Annotated in this window: 14 protein-coding genes and 1 pseudogene; 12 read left to right on the plus strand and 3 right to left on the minus strand. The window is 61.0% G+C overall.

Annotated features, from left to right (window positions below; all coding sequences use genetic code 11):
* Positions 1 to 65: 65 nt before the first annotated feature.
* Positions 66 to 1,982: an ATP-binding cassette domain-containing protein gene (locus ELQ88_RS11550; RefSeq protein ID WP_138965142.1), complete on the plus strand. Its 1,917-nt coding sequence runs from the start codon at positions 66 to 68 to the stop codon at positions 1,980 to 1,982.
* Positions 1,983 to 2,955: 973 nt separating this feature from the next.
* On the opposite strand, the gene ELQ88_RS11560 is transcribed toward ELQ88_RS11550, so the two are convergent.
* Entirely contained in the window at positions 2,956 to 3,396 is a 441-nt protein-coding gene (locus tag ELQ88_RS11560) for a universal stress protein (RefSeq protein ID WP_128870870.1), read from the minus strand.
* Between the two features lie 106 nt (positions 3,397 to 3,502).
* Here ELQ88_RS11560 and ELQ88_RS11565 point away from each other — a divergent pair, with 106 nt between their 5' ends.
* The 8 genes and pseudogenes from ELQ88_RS11565 to ELQ88_RS11600 all read left to right on the plus strand — a co-directional run bounded on the left by ELQ88_RS11565 (position 3,503) and on the right by ELQ88_RS11600 (position 12,205).
* Positions 3,503 to 3,940, plus strand: a complete 438-nt coding sequence (locus tag ELQ88_RS11565; protein ID WP_138965144.1) for a hypothetical protein — start codon at positions 3,503 to 3,505, stop codon at positions 3,938 to 3,940.
* A 45-nt stretch (positions 3,941 to 3,985) separates the two neighbouring features.
* Positions 3,986 to 4,063, plus strand: a pseudogene (locus tag ELQ88_RS34595) (outer membrane lipoprotein carrier protein LolA); the annotation flags it as partial.
* 522 nt (positions 4,064 to 4,585) lie between these two features.
* Complete coding sequence (fadB, locus tag ELQ88_RS11575; RefSeq protein ID WP_128870868.1) at positions 4,586 to 6,733, plus strand: fatty acid oxidation complex subunit alpha FadB; 2,148 nt, start codon at positions 4,586 to 4,588, stop codon at positions 6,731 to 6,733.
* Between the two features lie 32 nt (positions 6,734 to 6,765).
* A complete protein-coding gene (fadA, locus tag ELQ88_RS11580) occupies positions 6,766 to 7,941 on the plus strand; it encodes an acetyl-CoA C-acyltransferase FadA (protein ID WP_138965146.1) in 1,176 nt (391 codons plus the stop codon).
* Positions 7,942 to 8,044: 103 nt separating this feature from the next.
* Positions 8,045 to 8,281: a DUF1653 domain-containing protein gene (locus ELQ88_RS11585; RefSeq protein WP_128870866.1), complete on the plus strand. Its 237-nt coding sequence runs from the start codon at positions 8,045 to 8,047 to the stop codon at positions 8,279 to 8,281.
* 114 nt (positions 8,282 to 8,395) lie between these two features.
* Positions 8,396 to 11,029, plus strand: a complete 2,634-nt coding sequence (topA, locus tag ELQ88_RS11590) for a type I DNA topoisomerase (protein WP_128870865.1) — start codon at positions 8,396 to 8,398, stop codon at positions 11,027 to 11,029.
* A 276-nt stretch (positions 11,030 to 11,305) separates the two neighbouring features.
* A complete protein-coding gene (locus tag ELQ88_RS11595; RefSeq protein ID WP_128870864.1) occupies positions 11,306 to 11,830 on the plus strand; it encodes a DUF6586 family protein in 525 nt (174 codons plus the stop codon).
* A 141-nt stretch (positions 11,831 to 11,971) separates the two neighbouring features.
* Positions 11,972 to 12,205 carry a hypothetical protein gene (locus ELQ88_RS11600; protein WP_128870876.1) on the plus strand — a complete coding sequence of 78 codons (234 nt, stop codon included), beginning with the start codon at positions 11,972 to 11,974 and terminating at the stop codon, positions 12,203 to 12,205.
* A gap of 112 nt (positions 12,206 to 12,317) precedes the next feature.
* Here the strand turns inward: ELQ88_RS11600 and sulA are convergent, their stop codons facing one another.
* Entirely contained in the window at positions 12,318 to 12,791 is a 474-nt protein-coding gene (gene sulA, locus ELQ88_RS11605; protein ID WP_138965148.1) for an SOS-induced cell division inhibitor SulA, read from the minus strand.
* An 11-nt stretch (positions 12,792 to 12,802) separates the two neighbouring features.
* The gene (lexA, locus tag ELQ88_RS11610) at positions 12,803 to 13,411 is read right to left on the minus strand and encodes a transcriptional repressor LexA (RefSeq protein ID WP_128870862.1); all 609 of its coding nucleotides are present in this window, start codon (positions 13,409 to 13,411) and stop codon (positions 12,803 to 12,805) included.
* A gap of 229 nt (positions 13,412 to 13,640) precedes the next feature.
* On the opposite strand from lexA, the gene ELQ88_RS11615 reads away from it, so the two are divergent.
* The 3 genes from ELQ88_RS11615 to ELQ88_RS11625 all read left to right on the plus strand — a co-directional run bounded on the left by ELQ88_RS11615 (position 13,641) and on the right by ELQ88_RS11625 (position 16,263).
* Positions 13,641 to 14,348: a TetR/AcrR family transcriptional regulator gene (locus ELQ88_RS11615; protein WP_128870861.1), complete on the plus strand. Its 708-nt coding sequence runs from the start codon at positions 13,641 to 13,643 to the stop codon at positions 14,346 to 14,348.
* 155 nt (positions 14,349 to 14,503) lie between these two features.
* Complete coding sequence (nagZ, locus tag ELQ88_RS11620; protein WP_138965150.1) at positions 14,504 to 15,514, plus strand: beta-N-acetylhexosaminidase; 1,011 nt, start codon at positions 14,504 to 14,506, stop codon at positions 15,512 to 15,514.
* Positions 15,515 to 15,525: 11 nt separating this feature from the next.
* Positions 15,526 to 16,263, plus strand: a complete 738-nt coding sequence (locus ELQ88_RS11625) for an S-methyl-5'-thioinosine phosphorylase (RefSeq protein WP_138965152.1) — start codon at positions 15,526 to 15,528, stop codon at positions 16,261 to 16,263.
* Positions 16,264 to 16,290: the final 27 nt, after the last annotated feature.

Here is a 16,290-nt window from a genome sequence, read left to right on the forward strand (position 1 = left end):
TTAAATTGCCGGCCTTCTGCAGCCTCAAGTCAGGTAGAATGCGCCCCCGGTTTTTGGAGAAGCTCATGACCCTGCTCAAATTCAGCGATGTGTCCCTTGCTTTCGGCGCTATGCCGTTGTTGGACAAGGTGTCCTGGCAGATCGCCCGTGGTGAGCGGGTGTGCATCATCGGCCGTAACGGCACTGGCAAGTCCAGCATGATGAAGCTCGTCAAGGGCGACCAGAAGCCTGACGAGGGCTCCGTTTGGCGCGCACCCGGCCTCAAGATTGGCGAATTGCCGCAAGAATTGCCGGTAGCCGACGAGCGGACCGTGTTCGACGTGGTGGCCGAAGGCCTGGACGGTGTCGGCGAGCTGCTCGCGCAGTATCACCACCTGAGCCAGAACATCGTCACTGACGCCGACCTGGACAAGCTGATGCACGTCCAGCACGACCTCGAAGCCCGTGACGGCTGGCGTTTGCAGCAACTGGTCGACAGCACCCTGAGCCGCCTGCAGTTGCCGGCCGACAAGACCCTCGCCGAATTGTCCGGCGGCTGGCGTCGCCGCGTCCTGCTGGCCCAGGCCCTGGTCTCCGAACCGGACCTGTTGCTGCTCGACGAACCGACCAACCACCTGGACATCGGTGCCATCGCCTGGCTCGAAGAGGCGTTGAAGGATTTCCAGGGCGCCGTGCTGTTCATCACGCACGACCGTTCCTTCCTGCAGAACCTGGCAACGCGCATCCTCGAACTGGATCGCGGCGGCCTGATCGACTGGAACGGCGACTACGCCAGCTTCCTCGTGCACAAAGAAGCCTCGCTGGCCGCTGAAGACACCGCCAATGCGCTGTTCGACAAGAAACTGGCCCAGGAAGAAGTCTGGATCCGCCAGGGCATCAAGGCGCGCCGTACCCGCAACGAAGGCCGCGTACGCGCCCTGAAAGCCCTGCGCAACGAGCGCAGCGAGCGTCGTGAGCGCACCGGCAAGGCCAACATTCAGCTGGACACCGCCGACAAGTCCGGCAAGCAGGTGATGGTCCTCGATAACGTGAGCTTCGCTCACCCGGGCGGCCCGTTCCTGATCAAGGATTTCTCGATGGTCCTGACGCGCGGCGACCGTATCGGTCTGCTCGGCGCCAACGGTACCGGCAAGACCACCCTGTTGAAACTGATGCTCAGCGGCCTGCAGCCAACCAGCGGCACCGTGGAGGAGGGGACGCGCATCGACGTGGCCTACTTCGACCAGTTGCGCCATCAGCTGGACCTGGAAAAGACCGTGATCGACAACGTGGCCGAAGGTCGCGACTTCATCGATATCGATGGCCAGAGCCGTCACGTGCTGAGCTACCTCGGCGACTTCCTGTTCAGCCCGCAGCGTGCCCGCACGCCGGTCAAGGCGCTGTCCGGCGGTGAGCGTGCCCGTCTGTTGCTGGCGAAACTGTTCAGCAAGCCGGCGAACCTGCTGGTGCTCGACGAACCGACCAACGACCTCGACGTCGAAACCCTCGAGCTGCTGGAAGAGGTCTTGCTGACCTTCAACGGCACCGTGCTGATGGTCAGTCACGACCGGGCATTCCTCGACAACGTGGTCACCAGCACCCTGGTCTTCGAAGGTGAAGGCAAGGTTCGCGAATACGTCGGTGGTTACCAGGACTGGCTGCGCCAGGGCGGCTCGCCGCGCCTGCTGGGCGTGACCGAGAGCAAATCCGGCAAGGCCGACCTGACCTCTGCGGTGGTCACGGCTGAGCCGGCGCCTGTGGCGGCGGCAGAAGCGCCAATGGCGAAGAAAAAGCTCAGCTACAAAGTCCAGCGCGAGCTGGAAGCCTTGCCGGGCCAGATCGAAGCCATGGAACAGCAGATCGCTGCCGTTGAAGCGCAGATGGCGGATGCCGGTTTTTACCAGCGTCCGGCGGCTGAAACCGCAGCGGTGATTGCCCAGCTGGAGCAGTTGCATGCTGAACTCGACGTCATGGTCGAGCGCTGGGCCGAGCTGGATGCCTGATTGATCCTGCTATAAAAAAGCCCGGCGTTCAGTGATGAACGCCGGGCTTTTCGTATGCAACCCGGTCTACCTGTAGAAATATGCCCCCCTGTAGGAGCTGGCTTGCCAGCGAAGGCGGCGTACCTGACACAACGCGGTGCAGCATTCGCCCCTGTAGGAGCTGGCTTGCCAGCGAAGGCGGCGTACCTGACACATCGCGGTGCAGCATTCGCGAGCAAGCTTGCTCCTACAGGGATGGCGGTGTATCTGACACAACGCGGTGCAGCATTCGCGAGCAAGCTTGCTCCTACAGGGATGGCGGTGTACCTGACACAACGCGGTGCGGCATTCGCCCCTGTAGGAGCTGGCTTGCCAGCGAAGGCGGCGTACCTGACACAACGCGGTGCGGCGTTCGCGAGCAAGCTTGCTCCTACAGGGATGGCGGTGTATCTGACACAACGCGGTGCAGCATTCGCGAGCAAGCTTGCTCCTACAGGGATGGCGGTGTATCTGACACAACGCGGTGCGGCATTCGCGAGCAAGCTTGCTCCTACAGGGATGGCGGTGTATCTGACACAACGCGGTGCAGCATTCGCGAGCAAGCTTGCTCCTACAGGGATGGCGGTGTATCTGACACAACGCGGTGCGGCGTTCGCGAGCAAGCTTGCTCCTACAGGGATGGCGGCGTACCTGACACAACGCGGTGCAGCATTCGCCCCTGTAGGAGCTGGCTTGCCAGCGAAGGCGGCGTACCTGACACAACGCGGTGCAGCATTCGCGAGCAAGCTTGCTCCTACAGGGATGGCGGTGTACCTGATACACCGCGGTGCAGCATTCGCCCCTGTAGGAGCTGGCTTGCCAGCGAAGGCGGTGTATCTGACACAACGCGGTGCGGCATTCGCGAGCAAGCTTGCTCCTACAGGATGGCGGTGTACCTGATACACCGCGGTGTGGCATTCGCCAGCAAGCCGGCTCCTACAGGGGGGGTGTGTTGTCAGCTTTTGTTTTGCAGGCGCACCGCAAGCACGTCGCACGGCGCGCCGTGCAGTACGTCATTGGCGGTGGAGCCCAGCAGTAGCGCCAGACCGTGGCGGCCATGGCTGCCGACCACGATCAGGTCGCACCCTTGCTCCTTGGCCAGGTGGTGGATCTCCTGGCGGGGCTGGCCGTAGGTCAGGTGGCTGTATTCCTTGGACAGCTCCGGATACTTGATGATGAGCCGGTCCAGACGCTCCCGGGCCTGATCGAACTGCTGCTGTTGCAGTTGTGACAGGTCCATCGGTACGTCACCGCCAAAGGCCATGGCCATCGGCTCGACGATGTGCACCAGGGAGAGCTTGCAGCCGTTGCTCACCGACAGCTCGCGAGCGCGGTGGATGACAGGGTCGCACTCTTCGGTCAGGTCTACAGCGACCAGGATGTGGTTGTAGGGCATGAGGTGCTCCTCCTGAGGATTGCAATAAGGGTAAGTATGGCTGGTTTCAAGCGCATTGGTTTCAAAGTGACCCGGCGCGCTCATTTAAAAAAACGGGAGTACTGATATGACGGTCTGGATAGTGGTGTCAATCCTGTTAGTGGTCCTGAGCCCGCTGGCATGGTTGCGGCCGTCCCGTGGACAGAGCGGGCGCATGGCCCTGCGCATGGAGGCGCGACGCATCGGCCTGGCCATGCAACTGGCGCCGCAGGACTGGCCGCACTGGCTCAGCCCGGAGCCGCCGAGCCCGTGCGCGCAATACCATAGGCCACGGCGTGGCAATCGGCCAGCGTGCTGGAGCTATTGGCAGAAATCCCCGGGGTTGTGGGTGAATCAGTGGCAGGAGGTGTGTGAGGATCCTCTGCTGCTCAATCATTTCGAAAAATTGCCGGCCAATGTGTACAAGGTCGAGGCGGACAAACAGATGATCACCTTGTACTGGGGCGAGAAGGGCGAAGCCGACGTGTTGCAGCACATCGACGCCACCCTCAAGGCCCTGGCCTGACCCCCGATCCCCTGCCCGCCCCCTGTAGGAGCGAGCTTGCTCGCGATGGTCGTCAACGAAAACGCGGGAAGTCTGACACCGCGCGGTGCTCTCAGGTTGTTCGCGAGCAAGCTCGCTCCTACAGGGAAGGGCGTGGCCTGCGGGTTTTATAAGGCAATAAAAAGCCCGATATCATCATCGGGCGGAAGTTGGCCAGGCAGGCCGGAAATTCTTTGTCACATAGATCTTGCGGCGGGTATTCACCCAACGCGTTGAAAAATATCTCATCTCCCCCGCCAGCGTAGCCTGTTAAACCCAGGCTGCCACGATTTAGGGCGACTTTTCTAACAATTGATCCTATGAATGGCCGCACATGCATCCGCGTGTTGCAGGTCTTCGTGGTACGGAAGTGACCGTAAAGTCGCGCTTCAACCAGTATTTTGGGCGATTGACAATTGTCGGAAATTCCGTGAAGGTGGCGTACCCAAATCAAACGGGCGTATGAATTGAGCGTTTGTATTACAGATCGCTCCTACAGAATCCCGACTATCGCGTTGGCGGGTGTGCCGGGTGGATGGGCGTAGCATTGACGATAATCGTCCCTGCCGAGCCATTTGCCTGCGTCCGACGTGTACTGTTCAGCTTCCATATCGTGGAGATCAGTTGATGATTTACGAAGGTAAAGCCATCACGGTTAAGGCTCTTGAAAGTGGCATCGTCGAATTGAAATTCGACCTCAAGGGTGAGTCCGTCAACAAGTTCAACCGTCTAACCCTGAACGAACTGCGTCAGGCCGTAGACACCATCAAGGCAGATAATTCGATCAAGGGTGTGATCGTCAGCAGTGGCAAGGACGTGTTCATCGTTGGCGCCGACATCACCGAATTTGTCGAGAACTTCAAGCTGCCCGATGCAGAGCTTGTGGCAGGCAACCTCGAAGCCAACAGGATCTTCAGCGATTTCGAAGACCTGAACGTCCCGACTGTCGCCGCGATCAACGGCATCGCCCTGGGCGGCGGTCTGGAAATGTGCCTGGCGGCGGACTACCGCGTCATGGCCAACACCGCCAAGATCGGCCTGCCGGAAGTCAAGCTGGGCATCTACCCAGGCTTCGGCGGTACCGTGCGCCTGCCGCGCATCATCGGTGCCGACAACGCCATCGAGTGGATTGCCGCCGGCAAGGAAAACCGCGCTGAAGACGCGCTGAAAGTCGGCGCCGTCGACGCTGTGGTCGCCCCGGAGAAACTCCTGGACGCCGCACTCAACCTGATCAAGGGCGCCATCTCCGGCGAGTTTGACTACAAGGCCAAGCGTCAGCCGAAGCTGGAAAAGCTCAAGCTCAACGCCATCGAACAGATGATGTCGTTCGAAACCGCCAAAGGTTTCGTCGCAGGCCAGGCCGGCCCGAACTACCCGGCACCGGTCGAAGCGATCAAGACCATCCAGAAAGCCGCGAACTTCGGTCGTGACAAGGCGCTGGAAGTCGAAGCCGCCGGTTTCGTCAAACTGGCCAAGACCTCTGCTGCGCAGTGCTTGATCGGTCTGTTCCTGAACGATCAGGAATTGAAGAAAAAGGCCAAGGCCTACGACGAAATCGCCAAGGACGTGAAGCAGGCTGCGGTATTGGGCGCTGGCATCATGGGTGGCGGTATCGCTTATCAGTCGGCGTCCAAAGGCACGCCGATCCTGATGAAAGACATCAACGAGCACGGCATCGAGCAAGGCCTGGCGGAAGCCGCCAAGCTGCTGGTGAGCCGCGTTGATAAAGGTCGCATGACCGCGGCGAAGATGGCTGAAGTGCTCAACGGCATTCGTCCGACCCTGTCCTACGGTGACTTCGGTCACGTCGACCTGGTCGTTGAAGCCGTCGTCGAGAACCCCAAGGTCAAGCAAGCCGTGCTGGCTGAAGTGGAAGGCCAGGTCAAGGAGGACACCATCCTCGCGTCCAACACCTCGACCATTTCCATCACCTTGCTGGCCAAGGCCCTCAAGCGTCCGGAAAACTTCGTCGGCATGCACTTCTTCAACCCGGTGCACATGATGCCGCTGGTGGAAGTGATCCGTGGCGAGAAGTCCAGCGAGCTGGCGATTGCCACCACCGTGGCCTACGCCAAGAAAATGGGCAAGAACCCGATCGTCGTCAACGACTGCCCGGGCTTTTTGGTCAACCGCGTGCTGTTCCCGTACTTCGGCGGTTTCGCCAAGCTGGTCAGCGCCGGTGTGGACTTCGTGCGCATCGACAAGGTCATGGAAAAATTCGGCTGGCCGATGGGCCCGGCGTACCTGATGGACGTGGTCGGCATCGACACCGGCCACCACGGTCGCGACGTGATGGCTGAAGGTTTCCCGGACCGCATGAAAGACGACCGCCGCTCGGCCGTCGACGTGCTCTATGAAGCCAAGCGCCTGGGCCAGAAGAACGGCAAGGGCTTCTACGCCTACGAGACCGACAAGAACGGCAAGCAGAAGAAAGTCGCCGACCCGTCGGTGCTGGAAGTGCTCAAGCCGATCGTGTTCGAACAGCGTGAAGTCACCGACGACGACATCCTCAACTGGATGATGATCCCGCTGTGCCTGGAGACCGTGCGTTGCCTGGAAGACGGCATCGTCGAAACCGCCGCCGAAGCCGACATGGGCCTGGTCTACGGTATTGGTTTCCCTCCATTCCGCGGCGGTGCGCTGCGCTACATCGATTCGATCGGTGTGGCCGAGTTCGTTGCCCTGGCTGACCAGTACGCTGATTTGGGCGCGCTGTACCACCCGACCGCAAAACTGCGTGAAATGGCCAAAACCGGCCAACGGTTCTTCGGTTAAGCGTCCAAACACTTGAGCGAGAGTGAAATTTTATGAGCTTGAATCCTAGAGACGTCGTGATTGTCGACTTCGGTCGTACGCCGATGGGCCGCTCCAAGGGCGGCATGCACCGCAACACCCGCGCCGAAGACATGTCGGCGCACCTGATCAGCAAACTGCTGGAACGCAACGTCAAGGTCGACCCGAACGAAGTCGAAGACGTGATCTGGGGCTGTGTGAACCAGACCCTGGAGCAGGGCTGGAACATCGCCCGCATGGCGTCCCTGATGACGCAGATCCCGCACACCGCTGCCGGCCAGACCGTCAGCCGCCTGTGTGGCTCGTCGATGAGTGCCTTGCACACTGCCGCGCAAGCGATCATGACCGGCAACGGTGACGTGTTCGTGGTGGGCGGCGTCGAGCACATGGGCCACGTGAGCATGATGCACGGTGTCGATCCGAACCCGCACATGTCGCTGTACGCGGCGAAAGCCTCGGGCATGATGGGCCTGACCGCGGAAATGCTCGGCAAGATGCACGGCATCACTCGCGAACAACAGGACGCTTTTGGCTTGCGCTCCCACCAGCTCGCCCACAAGGCGACCCTGGAAGGCAAGTTCAAGGACGAAATCATCCCGATGCAGGGCTATGACGAGAACGGTTTCCTGAAACTGTTCGACTACGACGAAACCATTCGTCCGGAAACCACCCTGGAAAGCCTGGCGGCTTTGAAGCCAGCGTTTAACCCGAAGGGCGGCACCGTGACAGCGGGTACTTCGTCGCAGATCACCGACGGTGCTTCGTGCATGATCGTGATGTCGGCGCAGCGTGCCCAGGACCTGGGCATCCAGCCGCTGGCGGTTATCCGCTCGATGGCGGTGGCTGGTGTGGACCCGGCGATCATGGGCTATGGTCCAGTACCGGCGACGCAAAAAGCACTGAAGCGTGCGGGCCTTGGCATCAGCGATATCGACTTCTTCGAGCTCAACGAAGCGTTCGCCGCACAGGCCTTGCCGGTGCTGAAAGATTTGAAAGTGCTCGACAAGATGAACGAGAAGGTTAACCTGCACGGCGGCGCGATCGCCCTGGGTCATCCGTTCGGTTGCTCCGGTGCGCGTATCTCCGGCACCCTGTTGAACGTGATGAAGCAGAATGGCGGCACCTTCGGGGTAGCTACCATGTGCATTGGTCTCGGCCAAGGCATCTCCACCGTCTTCGAACGCGTTTAAGCGTTTTCGTTGAAGGAAGCCGGGGCCAAGTGCCCCGGTTTTTGTTTTTCTGAATTATTTTTTTTTGTTTTTATTTTGAAAAGATTTGAGCGAGGGCCAAACCATGCCGATACAACCTGGTCTGTACGAGCATTACAAAGGTCCGCAGTACCGCGTATTCAGCATCGCGCGGCATTCGGAAACCGAAGAGGAAGTGGTCTTCTACCAAGCCCTGTATGGCGATTACGGCTTTTGGGTGCGTCCCTTGAGCATGTTCCTGGAGTCGGTCGAGGTTGACGGCGAACAGGTGCCGCGCTTTGCTTTGGTGCAAGCCGAACCGAGCCTTTTTTCCAAGCCATAAGCTGAGTGCGCGCTGAACCCTGCGCTTGACCTCACCTTGTAGCCACTATATATAGCGGTGCCGCGTCAGGCGCCAACCGCCTTTCACTTCTAGAATTCAGGAATTTTCTGATCCATGGGCAAATCGCTGGTCATTGTGGAATCCCCGGCTAAGGCCAAGACCATCAACAAGTATCTGGGTAACCAATACGTGGTGAAGTCGAGTATCGGCCATATCCGAGACCTGCCCACCAGCGGTTCGGCTAGCGCCAGCAAAGAGCCTGCCGCCAAGCGCGGCAAGGCCGCCGCGGGTGAAGGTCCGGTACTTACGCCGAAAGAGAAAGCGCGCAAGCAGCTGGTCTCGCGCATGGGCGTCGATCCCGATCATGGCTGGAAAGCCAAGTACGAGATCCTCCCGGGCAAAGAGAAAGTCATCGAAGAGCTGCGCCGGCTCGCCAAGGATGCTGACACCATCTATCTCGCAACCGACTTGGATCGCGAGGGGGAAGCCATTGCCTGGCACCTGCGCGAAGCCATCGGTGGCGACGACACCCGCTACAAGCGCGTGGTGTTCAACGAAATCACCAAGAAAGCGATTCAGGAAGCCTTCTCCAAGCCGGGCGAGCTGGACATCGACCGGGTCAACGCCCAGCAGGCGCGTCGTTTCCTCGACCGCGTGGTCGGTTACATGGTTTCGCCGCTGCTGTGGGCCAAGGTCGCCCGCGGCCTGTCCGCCGGTCGCGTGCAATCGGTTGCCGTGAAGCTGGTGGTCGAGCGTGAGCGTGAAATCCGTGCGTTCAACCCGGAAGAGTACTGGGAAGTGCACGCCGACCTCGGCACCGCCAAGGGCGCCACCGTGCGCTTCGACGTGGCTCGCGAGAAAGGCGAGGCCTTCAAGCCGCTCAACGAAGCCCAGGCCATGGCCGCGCTGGAGAAGCTCAAGTCTTCCAGCTACAGCATCGTCAAGCGCGAAGACAAGCCGACCAGCAGCAAGCCGTCGGCGCCGTTCATCACCTCCACCCTGCAGCAGGCCGCGAGCAACCGCCTGGGCTTCGGGGTGAAGAAGACCATGATGATGGCCCAGCGTTTGTACGAAGCGGGCTACATCACGTACATGCGTACCGACTCCACCAACCTTTCGGCCGATGCCGTGACGATGGCGCGCACTTATATTGAAGACGAGTTCGGCAAGAAGTACCTGCCGGAAAACCCCAACGTCTACAGCAGCAAGGAAGGCGCACAAGAGGCTCACGAAGCAATTCGTCCCTCCGACGCCAATACCGAGCCAAGCAAGCTGACAGGCATGGAGCGTGACGCTGAGCGGCTCTACGAGCTGATCTGGCGCCAGTTCCTCGCCTGCCAGATGCTGCCGGCGCAATACCTGTCGACCACGGTCACCGTCGGTGCCGGCGATTTCGAGCTGCGCGCCAAGGGCCGCATCCTCAAGTTCGACGGTTACACCCGCGTGATGCCGCAGATCGCCAAGCCAGGCGATGACGACGTGCTGCCGGACATGGCCCAGGGCGACGCGATGAAGCTGATCAAGCTTGATCCGACCCAGCACTTCACCAAGCCGCCGGCGCGTTACTCGGAAGCGAGCCTGGTCAAAGAAATGGAAAAACGCGGCATCGGTCGTCCTTCGACCTACGCGGCGATCATTTCGACCATCCAGGATCGCGGTTACGTGGCGCTGCACAATCGTCGTTTCTATTCGGAAAAGATGGGCGACATCGTCACCGAGCGCCTGGCCGAGAGCTTCTCCAATCTCATGGACTACGGCTTCACCGCCGGCATGGAAGAGAACCTCGATGACGTGGCCCAGGGCGAACGCGACTGGAAAAACGTGCTCGACGAGTTCTACGGCGACTTCAAGAAGAAGCTCGAAGTAGCCGAAAGCGCCGAAGGCGGGATGCGCGCCAACCAGCCGGTGATGACGGACATTCCGTGCGTGGTGTGCGGTCGTCCGATGCAGATTCGTACGGCGTCGACCGGCGTGTTCCTCGGTTGCTCGGGCTACAGCCTGCCGCCGAAAGAACGCTGCAAGGCCACCGTCAACCTGGTGCCGGGCGATGAAATCGCCGCGGACGACGAGGGTGAGTCGGAGTCGTTGGTGTTGCGTGGCAAGCACCGTTGCCCGATCTGCAGCACGGCGATGGACGCTTACCTGCTGGACGAGAAGCGCAAGTTGCACATCTGCGGCAACAACCCGGATTGCGACGGCTACGAAATCGAAGAGGGCAGTTATCGCATCAAGGGCTACGAAGGTCCGAGCCTGGAATGCGACAAGTGCGGCAGCGAGATGCAGCTCAAGACCGGCCGTTTCGGCAAGTTCTTCGGCTGCACCAACGCGACCTGCAAGAACACCCGCAAACTGCTGAAAAGCGGTGACGCGGCGCCGCCGAAGATGGACCCGGTGAAGATGCCTGAGCTGAAATGCGAAAAGGTCAACGACACCTACATCCTGCGCGACGGTGCTTCCGGGCTGTTCCTGGCCGCCAGCCAGTTCCCGAAAAACCGCGAGACCCGTGCGCCGCTGGTGATGGAGATCGTGCCGCACAAGGACGAGATCGATCCGAAGTACCACTTCCTGTGCGAAGCACCGAAGAAAGACCCGGACGGCCTGCCCACTGTGATCCGTTACAGCCGCAAGACCAAGGAGCAGTACGTGCAGACTGAAGTCGACGGCAAGCCGACTGGCTGGAAGGCATTCTACGACGGCGGCAAGTGGACAGTAGAAGACAAGCGCCCGGCAAAAGTCGCCAAGGCGTGAAATATGCTGTCTGATTGAACACGGGGTCCCTGTAGGCGCCGGCTTGCCGGCGAAGGACGTCAACGATAACGCGCGCTGTCTGGATGAGCGCGCCGCCCTCGGGTTCTTCGCGAGCAAGCTCGCTCCTACGGAGCGCGCGCCGTTGCCACAAAAGGCCGCATGACCACCTTCGGGTGTTCATGCGGCCTTTTTGTTTTGTGCTTGCGGGAGGCGCAGGTGATCCACGACACTGTCTGACCTGCGTGAAGCAATTATTTCGTTGTGGAGGCTGCCGTCATGGCCCACGAACTCTATACCCGTACCAACCAGAAGATTTATTTCGCCGGCCTGTCGCTGGAAGCGCTCGCCAAGGCCGAAGAGGGGCGGGCGATGAACTCGCTGGCGCTGATTCAGGCCGGTCGCGAATCGGCGTTGTTTCACCTGTACGGCGCGTTGCTCGGGTTGTGTCATGAAATCGCCGGCTTCTATCGCTTGCCCCAGGCCAATGCGCCGCGGGCGGAGATGCTGCTGACCCGGGAAGTGCTGGAAGCCATCGCCATTCCTGAAATGGCCGAGATGGTCGAACTGGCGCAGAACCCGCAAACCTGGCTGGCCAGGCTGCTGGCCGCCCATGCGGCGCTGTTTCAGCCGCCGCGGGCCCCGCACAAACCGAAAGGCGATGTAACCCAGCCACTGATCCTGGCCGTTAACCTGGATGAAGAAGAGGCGCCTCAGGAATTGAGTCGGGAAGAGCTGGAAAGCTGGCGTCAGAACCTCAAGGGCCTGGCGATCCGGTTTCGCGAAGGGTTGAACGAGTGCTGAAAAACTGAGTGCCTGGCCGCTGTTTCGCTCAGGGAAGTGTGTTGTAGGAAATTTCCCTGAGTGATGACATCTGGTCAAGATCCCGAGCGAAGCCGGGAAGATGCCTATATAATCCCCGCCTTTCTTGGAGAACTCATCCTTATGCCAACGTCCTTTCTAGAAATTGTCGAGTTACCAGACGGCCGAATCGAGCTGCGCAGGGCCGAGGACGAGGGTTCTCTGGTTACTTTGGATTTCTCCGAGGATGCCAAGGCGTTCCTGCAAGGCCAGCACGTGGAAGTCGCCAAGGCGATGTTGAGCGTCGGCGTTCAAATGGCCGGACGCCTGGTTGAAGGTGAATTTGAACCGGATCAGGGGTCGCGGATTCTTCATTGATCCCCGTCTGTCGTTTTATTGCGGACATCTTTACAGATCGGCTTCTCAACCTCGGAGAAGCCCCGCGCTGCTCAGCGCATTCCCTTTGCCCGTCAACCCCAGTGTTTACCCGTTAACCCAGTCGAATATTCAGGCTCTGCGCGTCCCCGGTCCGGGCGGCGCTGATCAACTGTTGCCGTGAGGCTGAGCTCAGCGGGTTGAGCCAGCTGACCACCGTATGGCTGCGACCCAGGCGCAGGGCTTCGCAGGTCAGTTGCTGGGCGCTCTGGGTGCCGCGCGGCTGCAGCAGCAGGATGCGTTCGCGATTCAGGCCGGCATCGCGCAGCCAGGCCTGGGTGAGGCTGGCGGGCGGGGCGATCAGGGTCAGCCAGCGGGCGTCCTGGTCTTCGCTCAATTCCCGGAGGATCGGTGCCAGAAGGTTCAGGCAGTTCCCGGCCGCACCACGTAGCGACAGCTCGCTGAACACGTCCGGTTCGGCACTCCAAGGCGACTCGACCACCTCTTTCAGGGTCGGCGCCAACGGCTGCACCATGAACGCCTCGAACAACGGCAACTGGGCTTGCTGTGGTGTATGTGGGAACTGCATAAAGCCTCCTTTTAGCGGCGAATGACGCCGACACTCAAGCCTTCGATCACCAGTTCCTGATCTTTCAGGTTCACTTCGATTGGGGCGAATTCAGGGTTTTCGGCCAGCAGCCAGACTTTGCTGCCATCGCGCTTGAAGCGCTTGACGGTCACCTCGTCGCCGATCCGCGCGACCACGATCTGGCCGTTGCGGGCTTCACGGGTGGTATGGACGGCCAGCAGGTCGCCGTCGAAAATGCCCACGTCCTTCATGCTCATGCCATGGACCCGCAGCAGATAGTCGGCGCGAGGATGGAAGAAGGTCGGGTTGATGTTGCAGGATTCTTCGATGTGCTGCTGGGCGAGGATCGGCGCACCGGCCGCCACGCGGCCGATGATCGGCAGGGTGGATTCGTCGGCCTTGGCTTCGAAACCGGGGATGCGAATGCCGCGGGAGGCCCCCGGGGTCATCTCGATGGCGCCCTTGCGGGCCAGTGCCTTGAGGTGTTCTTCCGCCGCGTTGGGCGACTTGAAACCCAGTTCCTGAGCGATTTCCGCGCGGGTCGGCGGGTAGCCGTTGTCATCTAGGCAGCGTTTGATGAAGGCCAGAATCTCTGCTTGGCGTGGCGTCAGCTTTAGCATATTGATCGCTCTGTCTTTTTATACAGTGACTGGGATTATATACAGTGGAACGGTCTTGGCAATGCCCGTTTTTTTGCCCGCCGCCAGACGGTCGATCAAGCCGCTGATTAAAGCGTTGCCGATGTATGGTTAAATAGCTGACCGACGGTTCCCGAAACGAACCGCCAGACTTGACAAGGCTGGGACTGAAACGTATGTTTCAAACAAGTGTTTGTCAGGCGGAGTAGCCATGGCCCAGTCGGAAACCGTTGAACGCATTCTCGATGCTGCCGAGCAATTGTTCGCGGAAAAAGGTTTCGCCGAAACCTCGTTGCGTCTGATCACCAGCAAGGCCGGGGTCAATCTGGCGGCGGTGAATTATCACTTCGGCTCGAAGAAGGCGCTGATCCAGGCGGTCTTCTCGCGCTTTCTCGGCCCGTTCTGCATCAGCCTCGACAAAGAGCTGGAGCGGCGCCAGGCCAAGCCTGAAAACAAGCCGACCCTCGAAGAACTGCTGGAAATCCTCGTCGAACAAGCCCTGGTGGTGCAGCCACGCAGCGGCAACGACCTGTCGATCTTCATGCGCTTGCTGGGCCTGGCCTTCAGTCAGAGCCAGGGCCATTTGCGGCGTTACCTGGAAGATATGTACGGCAAGGTGTTCCGCCGCTACATGACGCTGGTCAACGAGGCCGCCCCGCGGATTCCACCGATCGAACTGTTCTGGCGCGTGCACTTCATGCTCGGTGCCGCGGCGTTCAGCATGTCGGGGATCAAGGCCTTGCGCGCCATTGCCGAGACCGACTTCGGCGTCAACACCTCCATCGAGCAGGTCATGCGGCTGATGGTGCCGTTCCTGGCGGCCGGCATGCGCGCCGAAACCGGCGTGACCGACACGGCCATGGCCACCGCGCAGCTGCGTCCGCGTAGCAAATCGACACCCTTTGCCGCCAAGGTTTGACCCCGCACGGGTGGGCGCGGCAGCGGACATCCGCTAAGCTGGGCGCCCATGCCGACTCTCGTTTCGAACCTGCACCCCATTGTTTGCGCCAACCGGGCTATCACCCGGGGTGACCAATGCGTGCGAGCCGGGTTTATCGTTATCAAGGAATCTCTATGACTGCTGGCCTGCAAGGCTCGTTGATGGTGGACGTCGCCGGTACCTGGCTGACGGCCGAAGATCGCCAATTGTTGCGTCAACCCGAAGTGGGTGGCCTGATCATTTTTGCGCGCAACATCGAACACCCGCGCCAGGTGCGTGAATTGAGTGCGGCGATCCGCGCCGTTCGTCCCGACCTGCTGCTGGCCGTGGACCAGGAGGGCGGGCGGGTGCAACGCCTGCGCCAGGGCTTCATCCGGCTGCCGGCCATGCGGGCCGTTGCCGACAACCCGAATGCCGAGTTCCTGGCCGAGCAGTGCGGCTGGATCATGGCCACCGAAGTGCTGGCGGTCGGCCTCGACCTGAGCTTCGCCCCGGTGCTGGATCTGGATCACCAGCGCAGCGCCGTGGTCGGCACGCGTTCGTTCGAAGGCGACCCGGAGCGTGCGGCCTTGCTGGCCGGTGCCTTCATCCGCGGCATGAACAGCGCCGGCATGGCGGCCACCGGCAAGCACTTCCCCGGTCACGGCTGGGCCGAGGCCGATTCCCATGTGGCCATCCCCACCGATGAGCGCAGCCTCGATGAGATCCGCGCCAATGACCTAGTGCCGTTCGCCCGCTTGAGCAAGCAACTGGCCGCCGTCATGCCGGCCCACGTCATTTATCCACAGGTCGATGCCCAGCCCGCCGGTTTCTCCCGCCGCTGGTTGCAGGACATCCTGCGTGGCGAGTTGCAATTCGACGGGGTGATCTTCAGCGACGACCTGTCGATGGCGGGTGCCCATGTGGTCGGCGATGCCGCCAGTCGTATCGAAGCGGCGCTGACGGCCGGTTGCGACATGGGCCTGGTGTGCAACGACCGCGCCGCCGCCGAACTCGCGCTGAGCGCCGCCCAGCGCTTGAAAGTCAAACCGTCGCCACGCATTGCGCGGATGCGCGGCCAGGCCTGGGCCAACACTGAATATCGTCAGGACCCGCGCTGGCTGGCCGCTGTCGGCGCGCTCAAAGAAGCTCAACTGATTGATTGAGGACGTTCCCCATGACGGTTTACGCGATTATCGGTGGCAGTGGCCTGACCCGGCTCGATGGCTTGGACATTCGCCAGTCACTGGCAGTGGACACGCCTTACGGTGCGCCGTCGGCCGAGGTGCAGATCGGTGAGTACGCCGGCAAGGACGTGCTGTTCCTCGCGCGCCACGGTCATCCGCACCGTTTGCCGCCGCATCGGGTGAACTACCGCGCCAACCTCTGGGCGCTGAAGCAGGCCGGCGCCGAGGCGATTCTCGCGGTCAATGCCGTGGGCGGGATTCACCCCATGATGACCCCCGGGTTTTTGTGCGTACCGCATCAGTTGATCGACTACACCAGCGGTCGCGAACACACCTATTTCGCCGATAATCTTGAACAGGTCACCCATATCGATTTCAGCGCTCCCTATAGCGAAGACCTGCGCCAGCAGCTGATCGCGGCACTGGTGGCGGAGAACGTCGGGTTTGCCAGTCAGGGTGTGTACGCCTGTACCCAGGGGCCACGGCTGGAAACCGCCGCCGAGATCGAGAGACTGGAGCGCGACGGCTGCGACATCGTCGGCATGACCGGCATGCCGGAAGCGGCCTTGGCCCGTGAGCTGGAGCTGGATTACGCCTGCCTGGCGCTGGTGGTGAACCTGGCGGCGGGCAAGTCGACGGCGGTGATTACCGCGGCCGGGATCGAACAGGCGTTGCGGGATGGGATGGGGAAGGTTAATTCGACGCTGGCGCGGGTGCTGAAAGGCTAAGTTGTGCGCCACCGTCGCTAATTCATC

Origin of the sequence: Pseudomonas sp. MPC6, assembly GCF_006094435.1 — a bacterium.
GTDB lineage: Bacteria > Pseudomonadota > Gammaproteobacteria > Pseudomonadales > Pseudomonadaceae > Aquipseudomonas.